The organism is Streptomyces sp. NPDC030862, from assembly GCF_055571835.1.
The window spans coordinates 333,570-346,958 of sequence record NZ_JBVIEN010000004.1; the positions used below are offsets into that span (position 1 = coordinate 333,570).

Annotated in this window: 14 protein-coding genes; 6 read left to right on the top strand and 8 right to left on the bottom strand. The window is 74.9% G+C overall.

Features of this window, described 5'->3' with window-relative positions:
- The first annotated feature begins 16 nt into the window (after positions 1–16).
- Positions 17–469: a YbhB/YbcL family Raf kinase inhibitor-like protein gene (locus ACZ42X_RS13305; RefSeq protein WP_468288173.1), complete on the top strand. Its 453-nt coding sequence runs from the start codon at positions 17–19 to the stop codon at positions 467–469.
- On the opposite strand, the gene ACZ42X_RS13310 is transcribed toward ACZ42X_RS13305, so the two are convergent.
- Entirely contained in the window at positions 460–1,581 is a 1,122-nt protein-coding gene (locus ACZ42X_RS13310) for a baeRF2 domain-containing protein (RefSeq protein WP_468288176.1), read from the bottom strand. The two genes, ACZ42X_RS13305 and ACZ42X_RS13310, sit on opposite strands and share 10 nt — an antisense overlap.
- A gap of 15 nt (positions 1,582–1,596) precedes the next feature.
- The gene (locus ACZ42X_RS13315) at positions 1,597–2,088 is read right to left on the bottom strand and encodes an Lrp/AsnC family transcriptional regulator (RefSeq protein ID WP_468288179.1); all 492 of its coding nucleotides are present in this window, start codon (positions 2,086–2,088) and stop codon (positions 1,597–1,599) included.
- A 149-nt stretch (positions 2,089–2,237) separates the two neighbouring features.
- Here ACZ42X_RS13315 and ACZ42X_RS13320 point away from each other — a divergent pair, with 149 nt between their 5' ends.
- Both ACZ42X_RS13320 and ACZ42X_RS13325 read left to right on the top strand, forming a co-directional pair.
- A complete protein-coding gene (locus tag ACZ42X_RS13320) occupies positions 2,238–3,545 on the top strand; it encodes a DMT family transporter (RefSeq protein ID WP_468288182.1) in 1,308 nt (435 codons plus the stop codon).
- Entirely contained in the window at positions 3,538–4,725 is a 1,188-nt protein-coding gene (locus ACZ42X_RS13325; protein WP_468288185.1) for an amino acid aminotransferase, read from the top strand. The genes ACZ42X_RS13320 and ACZ42X_RS13325 overlap by 8 nt, the downstream gene beginning before the upstream one ends.
- 31 nt (positions 4,726–4,756) lie before the next feature.
- Here the strand turns inward: ACZ42X_RS13325 and ACZ42X_RS13330 are convergent, their stop codons facing one another.
- Entirely contained in the window at positions 4,757–5,215 is a 459-nt protein-coding gene (locus ACZ42X_RS13330) for a MarR family winged helix-turn-helix transcriptional regulator (protein ID WP_468288188.1), read from the bottom strand.
- Between the two features lie 103 nt (positions 5,216–5,318).
- Here ACZ42X_RS13330 and ACZ42X_RS13335 point away from each other — a divergent pair, with 103 nt between their 5' ends.
- The 3 genes from ACZ42X_RS13335 (at position 5,319) to ACZ42X_RS13345 (ending at position 8,320) form a co-directional block, all read left to right on the top strand.
- A complete protein-coding gene (locus ACZ42X_RS13335; protein WP_468288191.1) occupies positions 5,319–5,879 on the top strand; it encodes a quercetin 2,3-dioxygenase in 561 nt (186 codons plus the stop codon).
- A gap of 75 nt (positions 5,880–5,954) precedes the next feature.
- Positions 5,955–6,431, top strand: a complete 477-nt coding sequence (locus ACZ42X_RS13340; RefSeq protein ID WP_468288194.1) for a MarR family winged helix-turn-helix transcriptional regulator — start codon at positions 5,955–5,957, stop codon at positions 6,429–6,431.
- Positions 6,432–6,724: 293 nt separating this feature from the next.
- Positions 6,725–8,320, top strand: coding sequence for an MFS transporter (locus tag ACZ42X_RS13345; protein WP_468288197.1), 1,596 nt, complete (start codon positions 6,725–6,727; stop codon positions 8,318–8,320).
- Between the two features lie 30 nt (positions 8,321–8,350).
- Here ACZ42X_RS13345 and ACZ42X_RS13350 read toward each other — a convergent pair whose 3' ends face one another.
- The 5 genes from ACZ42X_RS13350 to ACZ42X_RS13370 form a co-directional block, all read right to left on the bottom strand.
- On the bottom strand, positions 8,351–8,851 hold the full coding sequence (locus tag ACZ42X_RS13350) for a DUF1360 domain-containing protein (RefSeq protein ID WP_468288199.1): 501 nt from the start codon (positions 8,849–8,851) through the stop codon (positions 8,351–8,353).
- 100 nt (positions 8,852–8,951) lie between these two features.
- On the bottom strand, positions 8,952–9,659 hold the full coding sequence (locus tag ACZ42X_RS13355; protein ID WP_468288202.1) for a phosphodiesterase: 708 nt from the start codon (positions 9,657–9,659) through the stop codon (positions 8,952–8,954).
- A gap of 169 nt (positions 9,660–9,828) precedes the next feature.
- Positions 9,829–10,602: a class I SAM-dependent methyltransferase gene (locus tag ACZ42X_RS13360; protein WP_468288205.1), complete on the bottom strand. Its 774-nt coding sequence runs from the start codon at positions 10,600–10,602 to the stop codon at positions 9,829–9,831.
- On the bottom strand, positions 10,599–11,558 hold the full coding sequence (bla, locus tag ACZ42X_RS13365) for a class A beta-lactamase (protein ID WP_468288207.1): 960 nt from the start codon (positions 11,556–11,558) through the stop codon (positions 10,599–10,601). Before bla ends, ACZ42X_RS13360 begins: the two co-directional genes overlap by 4 nt.
- A 64-nt stretch (positions 11,559–11,622) precedes the next feature.
- Positions 11,623–13,293 (bottom strand): sigma-70 family RNA polymerase sigma factor, encoded by a 1,671-nt coding sequence (locus ACZ42X_RS13370; RefSeq protein ID WP_468288210.1) that lies wholly within the window; start codon positions 13,291–13,293, stop codon positions 11,623–11,625.
- Positions 13,294–13,389: the final 96 nt, after the last annotated feature.

Here is a 13,389-nt window from a genome sequence, read left to right on the forward strand (position 1 = left end):
GGGTAAAGCCGCGCCCATGACCGGTATTGACCTCAGCAGCGCGGCGTTCGGCGACCACCAGGCGATCCCCCGCCGCTACACGGGTGAGGGGGAGGACATCTCCCCGCCCCTGACGTGGTCGGCCCCGCCGGACGGCACCGCGGAACTGGTGCTGGCCTGCGAGGACCCCGACGCCCCGAACGGCACGTTCCTGCACTGGCTGGTCACCGGCATCGACCCCGGCAGCACCGGCGTCGAGGAGGGCGAGGCTCCCGCCGGCGGCCGGGAGTGGCCCAACGACTTCGGCCGCACCGGCTGGGGCGGCCCCCTCCCGCCGCCGGGCCACGGCCGCCACCGCTACTTCTTCCGCCTGTGGGCCGTCTCCGAGCCGCTCCCGCTCGACGACACCCCCTCGGCCGACACCGTGCACCGGGCGCTCGCCGGCCGCGAGCTCGCGAGCGGCGCCCTCATGGGCACCTATCAGCGCTGACGCCCGGCCCCCGGCGTGGCCGCGTCGGCGTACCGCAGCAGCGCTCCCACACCGTCGCGCAGCCGCACCTCGCCCGCCGGTACGACGACGAGCTCGGCGCCCGTGCCCACCACCGCCCGCACCAGCGCCTCGTCGGCCGGTTCGCGGCGCGGCGACCGGACACCGAAGGAGAGCAGCTCCTCCTCGGAGAGCGCCAGCTGCGCGGGCCCCGGGCCGATCCACAGCAGGTCCTGCGGCTGCCACGGGCCCGGCGGGTGCAGCAGCAGCGCCGTGACCTGGCCCCGCTGGAGCGCGGCGACCGTGTCGGCGAGGCCCTCGGCCGTCGTGGCTCCGCCGCGCCCCCGCCGGGCGAGGAACGTCCCGACCAGCGACCGGTCGTGCGCGGCCATGCGCCCGCGCAGGACGCTCGCCACCTGCGGCTCCAGCAACGCCCGGGCCGTGTCCGCCGGAGTGGGCCCGCCGACCCGTACGACCCGGTCGCGCAGCTCGCGCGGCAGGCGGCGGATCAGGACGTTGCCCGCCCACTCGTCACCGCCGACCACGACCGCGTCGGCCCCGCCGCGGCCCACCCGGGCGCCGAGCTCGCGGCCCAGCCGCACCGCGGCGGCGTGCCACTCGGCCACCGGTACCCGCCGCCGCAGCCGCTCGCCCGGGGCGACGCGCGAGGCGGGCCACCTCCCGGCCTCGGCGGCCACCGTCACGTTCCCCTGCGCGTCGGCGGTCGGCAGCCCCCGGTAGTGCACCACCACGGCGAGGTACGGGATCTCCGGGACGTGCTGCGTCACCAGCGGCATGGCGTCCGGCAGCAGCCCGTACCGCGCGACGTCGTACGCCGGCGGGCTCGGCAGCTCGTCGTCCAGGACGAGCGAGCCGTGCGCGGTGAAGATCGCCTGCCCGTGCAGCCCGGGCACCTCCGCGTCCGCGCCCACCACCTCCTCCACGGCCGCGAGGGACTCCTGGTCCGCGCCCTGCCGGGCCAGCCGCTCGCGCAGCCGCCGCCAGCGCAGCGCGATCGCCCGCTCGGGGTCGTCGACGTCCCGCGAGGTGTCCAGGTACACCGAGGTGAAGGGGCCCCGCTCGGCGTAGAGGGGCTCCAGGAACGAAAGCCTCATACCTCCGATGATGCGTCAGCCGCGGGCGGAGGGGGACGGGTGGGACGGGTGGGACGGGCGCGGATAGACCCGGGACTGCTTGACGCTGCCGAAGGCGAAGCTCGACTCGATCGACGCGATACCGGGGATGGCGTGGATCCGCGTGCGGACGAGCACCTCGTACGCCTCCAGGCTCTCGATGACGACGCGCAGCAGGTAGTCGCTGCTGCCCGCCATGAGGTAGCAGTCCTGGATGTGCTCGATGAGCCCGACGTGCTCCTCGAAGGCGTTGACGGCCTCGGCGGTGTGGCGCTCCAGCCGGACCCGGACGAACACGGTGATCGGCAGCCCGAAGGCCACCTGGTCGACCATGGCGGTGTAGCCGCTGATGAGCCCGGAGTCCTCCAGGCGGCGCACGCGCCGCAGGCAGGGGGAGGGGGAGAGCCGGACCCGGTCGGCGAGGTCCTGGTTGGACAGCCGCCCGTCCGCTTGGAGCTCCCGGATGATGTGCAGGTCGACGGCGTCCATGATTCCTCGCTGTTCGGGCGTTCTTCCGCGTTCTTTGGCAGATTCTGCCCCCATGGTCGTCGTACGGGGCGGAAGTAGCAATCGGCTGCCCCGGCTCAGGACCTAATGTTGCTCATCGCCGGATCGGAGCAAGCCTGCTGGAGGAACGCGTGACGCCGACGAACACGAGCGGCACGGCCCCCGTCGCGGCGGCCCCGCCCCGCGCGCCGCGCGCGGACGCCGGGCCCGCCCGCGCAGGCACCGCCCCGGTGAGTCCCGCCTCGCGGGCACCGCACGCGGGCGCGCCGGACTCCCCGCCCGGAGGCGCGCGCCGGGAGCCCCGTGCGCCGCGCGGCCCGGTCGCGCACGCCACCGCCGCGATGCCCCCGGCGCCCGGCCTCGCACCGCACGCGCCGGCCTCCGACGCACCGCATGCGCCGGCCCCCGACGCGGCGACCGCACCCGCCCCGCGCGCTGTGGCGACCGCGCCCGGTCCGCGCGCTGTGGCGACCGCGCCCGGTCCGCGCGCGTGGGCGTCCCGTGCCGCGTCCCCCGACGCGCTCGGCATGCTCGCGCTCCTCCTCACCGTGGGCATCTGGGCCGCCTTCGCGCTCAGCGCCCGCGCCCTGAGCGCCTCGACCCTCCTGCCGGCCGACGCCGCGCTGTTGCGGTTCGGCGTGCCGCTGCTGGTGCTGGCGCCCGCGCTGTGGCGGCGGCGGCACGCCCTGCGGGCGGTGCGGCCCGGGCCCGCCGTGAAGATCGTGTGCGGGGCCGGGGTGCCGTTCTTCCTGGCCGCCATGCACGGCGGCTCCCTGACCTCCGCCGCGTTCGTCGGGTCGATCATCCCCGGCATGGTGCCGCTCTTCGTCTCGGCGCTCATGGTCGCGGGCGGCCGGGGCGTGCCGCGCGGTACGCAGGCCGCCGGGCTGGTCCTCATCGCGGTCGGCGTCGTCGCCCTGGTGTGGCGCCACCTCGTCCCGGTCGACCCCGGCGTCCTGGCCGGCGCCGGCACGCTGCTGGTCGCCAGCGGGCTGTGGGCGCTGTACACCGTGGGCCTGCGCGAGGTCGACCTCGACCCCGTCGGGTCGATCGGCCTGCTGTGCCTGCCGTCCTTCGCCGTGATCGCGCTCCTCGCCCTGACCGGCGTGCTCCCGACCGGCCTCGCCGACGCCGCCGCCGGCGACATCGCGCTGTTCCTGGTGGTGCAGGGCCTCGGCGTCGGGCTGTGCGCGGGCCTGCTGTACGCGTTCGCCATCCGCAGGCTCGGCCCGGAGCGCGCCTCCGTCGTCGGCAGCCTCAGCCCCGTCGCCGTCGTCCTCCTCGCCATCCCGCTGCTCCACGAGACGCCGACGCTGCCCGTGCTCGTCGGCGTACCCCTGATCACCGCGGGCGTCGTCCTCGCCAACCGCCGCCGCACCGGCACCGGCACCCGTACCAGCACCCGCACCACCCGACCCGAGGTCCCCACCGATGCTTGAGCTGCTCCCCGCCCCGCCCGCCGACCCCCTGTGGGACCTGGCCGCCGCGTTCGCCGCCGACCCGCGCCCCGAGCGGCTGAACCTCGTCCTCGGCGTCTACCGCGACCACACCGGCGCCACCCCCGTGATGGGCGCCGTCCGCGAGGCCGAGATACGCCTGGCGGAGCGGTCCGCCTCCAAGGAGTACCGGGGCCTGTCCGGCAACACGGCCTTCAACCGCGCCATGCTGACCATGGTTCTCGGCGGGGCCGACGGCGCCGACGGGCCGGCCGACCGGGCCACCGCCGTGCAGACCGTCGCCGGCACGGGCGCGCTGCGCCTGCTGGCCGACCTGATACGCCTCACCCGTCCCGGCACCACCGTGTGGATCAGCGACCCCGCCTACGTCAACCACCGGCCCATCCTGGAGGCCGCCGGCCTGACCGTACGGACGTACGCCTGGCCGGACATGCTGGACGACCTGCGCGCCGTGCGCCGCGACGACGTCGTGCTGCTCCAGGGCTGCTGCCACAACCCCACCGGCGCGGACCCGTCCCCCGAGACCTGGGAGGCGCTGGCCGACCTGGCCTGCCGCAACGGCTGGATGCCCTTCGTCGACCTGGCGTACCACGGCCTCGGAGACGGCCTGGAGGCCGACCTGTGGGCCACGCGGATGCTGGCGGCGCGGGTGCCCGAGATGCTGATCGCCGTCAGCTGCTCCAAGAACTTCGGTCTCTACAGCGACCGCACCGGCTGCGCCGTCGTCCTCGGCCCCTCCCGCACCGCGCTGCGGCACGTCGAGACCGCCCTGCAGAACGCCGCCCGGACGCTGTACTCGATGCCGCCGGAGCACGGCGCCGCCGTCGTCACCACCATCCTGGAGGACGACGGCCTGCGCGCCGCCTGGCGGGCGGAGCTCGACGTCATGCGCGGCCGCATCACCGCCAACCGCGCCGACCTGACCGCCCACCTCGGGGCCCTGGGCCGGGAGGACGAGGCGCGGGCCCTGGCCCGGCAGAAGGGCATGTTCTCGACGCTGCCGCTCGGGCCCGACCAGATGCGCCGCCTGCGGGACCAGTTCGCCATCTACGGCACCACCTCCGGCCGGATCAACATCGCCGGTATCCCGGCCCACCGCATCCCGTGCCTGGCGCGGGGCGTCGCGGCGGTGCTGGAGCAGCCGTACGCGGTGGCCGGGTAAGCACCCATCACGCCGGCCGTCACGCTGGCCGTCACCCCGGCCGGGGAGCCGGCCCCGGAGGACCCCAGGGGCGTTCCAGGGTGGCGCGCAGCGCGGCCACGGTGGCGCCGCCGAGGCGGCGGGCCAGTTCCTCCTCCAGCCCGGCGATCATGGACTGCGCGAGGAGGTGCACGCGCCGTCCCTCGTCCGTCATCACGATGAGGCGGCTGCGCGCGGACGCCGGGTCCGGGACCTGTGCGAGCAGTCCCATGCCGATCAGCGCGTGCACGGCCTGGTGCGCGCTCTGCCGGGTGACGCCCATGCGGCGGGAGAGGTCCGAGATCGTCGTACCGTCGGGCGCCAGGTGGGCGAAGACGTTCTGCTGGGCCAGGGTGACGGGCCTCTCCCCGGCCTCCTCCATGGCGGCGGACACGGCCGTGTCGAACCAGTACTTCGCCTGGGCGAGCAGCTGCGGCAGGTTGGGCGACTTGGGCTGTCCGTTCTTCTCCATACGGGGCGAGAGTCTAGGTCTCCAGGGGGCCCGCCTTTGCCTTCGGCCGGATCATGTCTTTAATGTCAGGTGACCTGACAATAGAGGGCGACCGGAGGAACGCATGACCATCGAGTACGCCACCCCGTACCGCACCCGCTCCCTCATCCCGCCCGAGCCGGGCACGCCGTACTTCATCGAGAAGGGCATGGGTGATCGCGCCCACCTCTTCGGCGACCTGGTCACCGTCTACGCGGGCGGCGAGCAGACCGAGAACACCTTCAACTTCTTCACCGTCGAGGGCCCCAAGGGCGACCTCATCCCGTCCCACACCCACCCGGACACGTACGAGGTCTTCTACGTCACCGACGGCGCGGTGCGGCTCTTCGTCGAGGACCTGGAGGGCGAGCAGCACGAACGGCTGCTCACGCCCGGCGACTTCGGCTTCGTGCCGAAGAACTGCGCGCACGCCTACCGCATTGAGCGCCACCACAGCCGGGTCGTCGGTGTGGCGGCCGGCCCCGGCGGCACCTTCGAGCGGTTCTTCGAGAACCTCGGCACGCCGACCGAGGAGCTCACCCTCCCGAAGGAGCCGTTCGTTCCCGAGCCGCACCGGTTCGGCACGGTGCCCGAGCGGTATGACGTGCGCTTCCTGCCCGGCCACGAGTGGCGCACCGGCAGCTGACCGGGCCCCCGCCCGCCGAGGCGTCGGCCATTAGGTCTTTTGACGTATGTATGTATCCATAGCTATGGTGGAGGCGTGCCCGAGACCAGCGCGCCCACCGCGCAGACCGACCGCGTAGCCGCCGTGCTCGTGGCGTGCCTGCCCGCGCTGAACCGGGCCCTCGACCGGCGCGTCGCCCGGGACCTCCCGTTCCCGAGGCTCCCCGAGGCCCAGCTCGCGCTGTTGCGGCTCGTCGCCGAACGCGAGGGCGCCACGGTGCGGGAGTGCGCCGAGGCGCTGCTGATGAAGCCCAACAACGTCAGCGCGCTCGTCTCCGCGCTGACCGACCAGGGGCTCCTGGAACGCCGTCAGGACACCGCCGACAAGCGGATCGCGCACCTCTACCCGACGGACACGGCGAAGAGCCGCCTCGCGGAGGTCCGGAACCTGAAGTCCCGGCACGTCACCGAGGCGCTGGAGGCCCTCACCGACGGCGAACTGGACGCGCTGGGCTCGGCCCTGGGCGCGCTCCAGGCACTGACGCACAGGCTGCACCCCGCGTCCACGCGCTGACCGCGGCTTCCGTCCCGGCTCTCGTCCCGGACGCGTCCCGTCGCGCGCTCGTCGCCTCGCGCCTTCCCGCAGGCGGGCGCTCTCACGTCTGCCTATGCGCCTATGCGCGTTCACGTGGTCGCGCCGGGGGCTTTCCCCGCCATGGCCCGTGAGGGCGCGGCCCCCGTGGCGCCTCGCACGCATCGCCTCGCGCACGCGCACGGCGGCGGGGCCGCAGTCGCCCGGGCTGCACACCGCCAGCGGAGCCGCCCCCGCATCCGTACACCCCACACCCCTCAAGGACACGCACCCCCATGCCCTCCACCCCCGTGGACCACCTCACCATGCGGCCCGGCACCCACCCCCCGGCGGCGGACACCGCGCCACCGCGCGGGCGCCGCGCCAACCCCTGGCTGACGCTCGTCGCCGTCGCCTTCGGCCTGTTCATGGTCGGCCTCGACGGCTCCGTCGTCTCCATCGCCAACCCGGAGATCGGCCGGGACCTGCACGCCTCCACCGCCGACCTCCAGTGGGTCACCAACTCCTACCTGCTGGCGCTCGCGGCCGCCCTCATCCTCGGCGGCAAGCTGGGCGACCGCTTCGGGCGGCGTACGTACTACCTCGTCGGTGTCGCCGGCTTCACCCTCTCCTCGGTGGCGATCGGCCTCGCCGGCTCCATCGAGGGCGTCATCGTCTTCCGGGCGCTCCAGGGCTTCTTCGGGGCCCTGCTGATGCCCAACACGCTGGGGCTGCTGCGCGCGGTCTTCCCGCCGAAGAAGTTCGGCATGGCGGTGGGCATCTGGGCCATGGTCTCGTCCGTGTCGACCGCGCTCGGGCCCATCGTCGGCGGCCTGCTGGTCCAGCACGTGAACTGGGAGTCCGTCTTCTACATCAACGCCCCCATCGGCGTCGCCGCGCTCGCCTTCAGCGCCTTCGTCCTCCCGCAGAGCCGCAACACCGCCGCGGCGGACGAGAAGTTCGACTTCCCGGGCGTGGTCCTGCTCGCCGCCGGGCTGCTCGCCGTCGTCTTCGGCGTCGTCAAGGGCGAGACGTGGGGCTGGACGTCCGGCGGCACACTGGCCGCGATCGGCGCCGGACTGCTGCTCCTGCTGCTCTTCGGCTGGTACGAGACGCGGGTCGCGCACCCGCTGCTGCCCATGCGCCTGTTCCGCAACCCGGCCCTGACCACCGGGACCGTCATCACCGCGCTCAACTTCTTCGTGCTGCTGGGCGTGATCTTCTTCGTCATGCTGTACCTGCAGAACGTCCGGGGCTTCACACCGGTCGAGGCGGGCGTGCGCACCCTGCCGCTGAGCCTCGCCTCCGTGGTCGCCTCGCCGCTGGGCGCCGTACTCACCGAGCGCCTCGGCGCGCGGTTCACGATGCCGCTGGGGATGCTGCTGCAGGCCGCGGCGTCGTTCGGGATGCTCACCTGGGGCGTGCACTCCTCGTACGCGGTGATGTGGCCGCCGTTCCTCGCGCTCGGCCTGGGCGTCGGCATGGTGATGGCCGCCTCGTCCGACGCCATCGTCGGCAACGCGCCGGTGAGGGACGGCGGCGTGGCGGGCGGCCTCCAGGCCACCTCCCTGCAGATCGGCGGCGCCCTCGGCACCTCGGTCCTGGTGTCCCTCATCAGCGGCCGCGTCGGCTCCACCCTCACCGGGGAGCTGACCGGCGCCGGAGTGCCGGCCCCCGTGGCGCGGGGGCTCGGCGAGGCCAAGGACGCGGTGGCGATGGGCGTCGCCCCGGTCTCCGACGGCATGGCCGGACAGGTGAGGAGCGCGGTGGTGGAGGGCAGCGGCCAGGCTTTCATGAACGGCGTCCACACGGCCGTCCTGGTCACCGGTGTGCTGACCCTCGCCGGAGCGGTGCTCGCGGCGGTCGGCGTCCGGCGCCGCCGCACGGACTGACCGGGGGCGCCGCGAAAGGGGCGGCGCTGCTCAGCTCTTCGTGGCCTTCTCCGTCAGCAGTGAGTAGGCCAGCTGCAACGCGTCCGCCCCCGCCGTCGCCGCCAGGCCCGCCATCACCGTCCGCGCCCCGCGCGGCCACAGGACCTGGCTCGCGGTGAGGGCGGTCGACACCCAGACGCTCATGCAGAAGGGGCAGGTCAGCAGCTCCGCCGCCGCCTTGTGGCCGCCCTCCCGGGGCGACTCGCTCAGCTCGGCCGGCCCCTGCGGACCTTCGTACGTCGTGAAGGCCGCCCGCATCGGGCTGGTCACGGAGCTCTTGGTGAGGAGCCGGCTCAGCCGGAACGTCGCCACCGCCGTCAGCGCCACGTCCCACGGCTCCGGCCGGACCGGCGGCCGCGCACCGCGCCGGCGGATGGCCGCGGCCCACGCCGACGCGTAGAGCCCGTACCCCGCCATGGCCGCGAGGTAGCCGCCCAGGGGGCGGTCCTCCTCGCCGGAGTAGCGCCGACGCGTACGTCGCAACAGTTCCACTCTGCGTCCCGCTTTCTCAGGGGCCCGTCCGCCACCAGGCGGCGGGCCGTGCCTGTTCCACGACCGCGCGCACCGCGGTCCGGTGGGCGCGGCCCACCCTTCACCTGCCCTGCTCGGCGCGTCCCTCACGGGAACCGCCGTACGCCTCCCTGCGCAGCGCGCGCAGCCGGTCGCTCGGCCGCAGGCCCGGGGCGCTGCGCCCGTACGGGTCGTACCCCGGCGAGGCGCCCGTCCACGGAAGGCGCGCCGACAGCGTCAGCACGGCCACGGGCCGCCACGGCTGCCCCCGCGCGGCGACGCACAGGTCGAAGACCACGTCCCCGCGCCCCAGCCGCCCCTGTACGGCCCCGAGGCCCCCGCGCACCGAGCGGTGCGGCCCGCGCGGCACGGCCGCCAGCCAGCAGGTCCGCCGCCCGACCCGGTACGCCGTCAGCGTGCCGTACGGGCCGCGCAACGGACGCCGGCGCGGCAGCGGCACATGGCGCAGCAGCCGCCCCGCGCCGCTGGTGGTGAGCAGCAGGTCCCAGGGCCGTCCGGGCCCCGAGGCGTCCTCGACCCGCAGGGCGAGACCGAAGCCGTCCGGGAGCCGCTCGGGCAGCCCGAGCGCCCGCGACCAGCGGGCCGTGACGCGGTACGTCCCCGGCTCGTCCAGCAGCGCGACCCCCCAGGCGCGGTGGGCCGAGCCGGGCACGGTCAGCACCCCGGAGCAGTTCAGGCCGTCCGGGTGCAGCGCCGGCGCCCGGCGCCGCCGGGCCACGTACCGGCACACCGTCCGGACCAGCCCGGTGTCCACGAGCTTTCGCCGCATGCGTACGCCCTCTCCACGGCTGGAGGAGTGCTTCCGGGCCCTTGCCACAGTGCGCGCTCCCTCATGGAGCGCCGGGTACCCGGCGAGGCCCCGGGTATCCACCGCCGGCGCCCCGGCACTCGATCGGCGTACGCCGCGCCCGCGCCAGGGCCCGTACGCGTACCCGCGGTCAGGCGGCGGACGCGAGCACGGCCACGTCGTACCGCTCCACCACCGGCGCGGGGGAGGCCCCCGCCTCGGCGTGGGCGGCGGCTTCCAGGCGGGCCAGGCCCGCCTGGAACTCCGCGGCGGTGAGCTGGGTGAACTTCGACTGCGGCCGGGCGACCATGCGGGCGTGGTACTCCCCGAGGGTCGCGGTGACCGGCCGGGCGAACGACGTGACGGTCCGGACCGTGAAACCGGCCCCGGCGAAGTCCTCCAGCACCTCGGCCTCCGACGGGAACCGCCGCTCGTCCAACTCGCGCAGGCGCGGCCAGTAGTCGTACACCAGCGCGTCCAGCCGCTCCCGGAACGTCGTCCGGATGACCACCGCGCCCTCGGGGCGGAGCACGCGGGCCAGTTCGAGGGCCGCCCGGCGCCGGTCGGGCACATGGTGGACGACCCGGGACAGCAGGGCGAGGTCGAACAGCCCGGAGCCGGTGGGCACGGCTTCCGCGGTGCCCACCAGGTAGTGGACCCCCGGGTGGGAGTTGAAGCGGCGGGCCTGGCGCAGCATGGCCTCGGAGGCGTCGACCCCGACCACGCGCGACGGCCGCAGCCACCGGGCCATCGCCGAGCAGAACATGCCGGTCCCCGCGCCGACCTCGACCACCGAGGGGGCGGGACGGCCCGCGAAGGAGCCGATCAGTTCCGTCCAGTCGCGGAGGGACTCCTCGGGCATCTCGTTGCCGGACTGGTAGGCGCCCGCCAGCCGCTCGTCGTCGTACACCCGGCCCCCGTTCACACGGCGTCCCCGAAGGCGTCGGCCAGCACGGCGGCCGCCTTGGCGACCAGCGGGTTGTCGGAAGGGGCATCCTTCTCCGGCTTGGTCGTCATGACGACCAGGACGACCGGCGGACGGCCGGGGGGCCAGGCGATCCCGGCGTCGTTGTTGGTGCCGTAGTCGCCGCCACCGGTCTTGTCGGCGAGCGTCCAGTCGGCGGGGAGCCCCTTGCGGAAGCGTTCGACGCTGGTGGTGTTGGCGAGCAGCCAGTCGGTGAGCAGGCGGCGGTCACCGGGGGCGAGGGCGTTGCCCAGGACGAGACGGGCGTACGTGCGCGCGATGGCGCGGGGCGTGGTGGTGTCCGTCTCCCGCCCCGGCTCCGCGGTGTTCAGCTCGGGCTCCCAGCGGTCGAGACGCGTGACGTCGTCGCCGAGGGAGCGGCAGAAGCGGGTGATGGCGGTGGGGCCGCCCAGCTCCCGCAGGAGGAGGTTGGCGGCGGCGTTGTCGCTGTGGGTGATGGAGGCGGCGCACAGCTCGGCGATCGTCATCCCGTTGGCGAGGTTCCGGGCCTTTTCGGTGACCGGCGCGTGTTCGGCGCGCACGACGTCCTCCACGGTGTAGTGGATGCGGCGGGCCAGGAACTCGCCGTTGCGGTCCAGGTCCCGCAGGACCGCCGCCGCGCCCACGGTCTTGAAGAGGGAGCACATCGGGAAGAGCTCGTCCGCCCGGTACGCGACCGTGCGGCCCGTGGCGGTGTCGTACGCGTACGCGCCGAGCCGCGCGTTGTGCTCCCGCTCCAGGGCGCGCAAGCGCCGGTCGGCTCCCCGGGGCGCCGCCGCGTGCGCGGCGGCGGGCAGGGATACGGCGGCCAGGGCGGCGACGGCCCCGGCGGCTCCGGCGGTCAGGACGGTCCGGCGGGTCGCACGGGCTTCGACGGGTCGCACAGTCGTGTGCCTTTCGTTCGTACGGTGGGACATCTGACAGGACGTCACTACCGCACCAACGGTTGCACGTCGGTGATCGCGCGTCAGTGGTCGCGCGTCAGTTCCGCGCGCCGAAGACCTGCGTCCACCACGGCCCGCCCGAGCCGGAGTGGATGCCCATGCCGATCTCCTTGAAGGCGCAGTTCAGGATGTTGGCGCGGTGGCCGGGGCTGTTCATCCACGAGTCGACCACGCTCGCCGGGCTCTGCTGCCCCCGCGCTATGTTCTCGCCGTAGGTGCTCCACGCGTAGCCCGCCGCGGAGACCCGCTCACCGGGGCCCGACCCGTCGGGGGAGGTGTGGTCGAAGTAGTCGCGGGCGGCCATGTCCTCCGAGTGGCGCTGGGCCGCCGTCGCGAGCTTGTCGTTCATGGTCACCGGCGCGCAGCCGCTCTTCGCGCGCTCCCGGTTCACCAACTCCGTGACCTGCTGCGCGAAACCGCCACTCGGCGGGCGGTTCGACGGCGAGGACGCGGCCGGCTTCCTGGACGGGGTGGCCCGGGGCGGCGTGGTGCTCGGCCGCGCGGACTCGCGGGGTGCGGCGGGGGAGGAGGACGCGCTCTTCGAGGGGGTCGGTGACGCCGTCGGCGTCGCGCTCGGAGACGGCGTGGCCTTCGGGGTGTTCGGGGCCTTCGTGGCGGTGGGGACGGCCGGTGCGGAGCCTTCCGGCGCCGCCGCCGTCCGCACGGTCCCGCCGTCCTCGGCGTCGCGGGCGCCCGGCCACAGCTGGACGACCCCCAGCGTCCCGCCGACCACGGCGACGCCCAGCACCACCGCGAGCGTGCGGCGCCTGCGCCGGGAACGCTGCCTGAGGTCCCGCCGGGAGGCCCGGCCGCCCTGCCCGCGCCCGCTTCCCCGCCCCGGGCCCCGGCCCGGCTCACGCGGACCGCCGTACGCCACCGGGGCCGTGGCACCGGTCGGCGTCACGTCCTGCTCGGCCCCGTCCTGTACGGCCCCGTTCCGGAGGGCCGCGGCCGCGAGCGGCACCAGGCCGAGGCCCACGAGCAGTCCCTCGGCGGGGACCAGCCCCGACGAGTGGCCCGAGCAGGCCGCGCAGGCACGGGCGTGGCGCGCCACGCGCTTGCGCCACAGGGCGGACGGCACGCCGTCCCAGGAGTGGACGAGGGCGGCGAGCTCCGGGCAGCGCGGCGCGGCCGACAGGGCGCGCACCACCAGCCGGGCCGTCTCCAGTTGGGCCTTCATGCGCTGGACGCGTACGGCGGTGTGCTCGGGCGACAGCTCCATCGCGGCGGCGACCTCCGAGCGGGTGAGTTCGCCCGCCGCCTCCAGCCACCACAGCGACAGCAGCTCGCGGTCGTCGGTCTCCAGCCAGCGGGTGGCCTCGGCGACTTCCCGGCGCTGCCCCGACAGCCCGAGGCGCACGATCGTGAGGTCGACGAAGTCGGCGCCCGGGTCGGCGACGTCGTACGCGTCGTGCAGCGCGCCGGTGACCGGGGCGGAGTGGTGGTCGCGCCAGCGCCGGCGTATCTGGTTCATGGCGATCGCGACGAGCCACGACCGGAAGTTCGCGGGGTCGCGCAGCCCGCCCAGCCCCTCCAGGGCGCGGATCATGGTCTCCTGCACGACGTCGTCGACGTCGGCGTGGCCGTTCAGGGCCCGGCCGACGATGTTGTACACCAGGGGCATCCAGGCGGCGACGAGCGCGTCCTGAGCGCTCTGGTCCCCGTTGCGTGCGGCCTCGATCAAGGGCGCCATGCTCTGCTGGGTCACGGTCCGTGTCCACTCTTTTCCGACGGCGGTGCGCGTTGTGTGCACCGCTTGGGAGACCGCCGAGGGTTGGGCGGATAACAGGAAACGGCAGAGTAG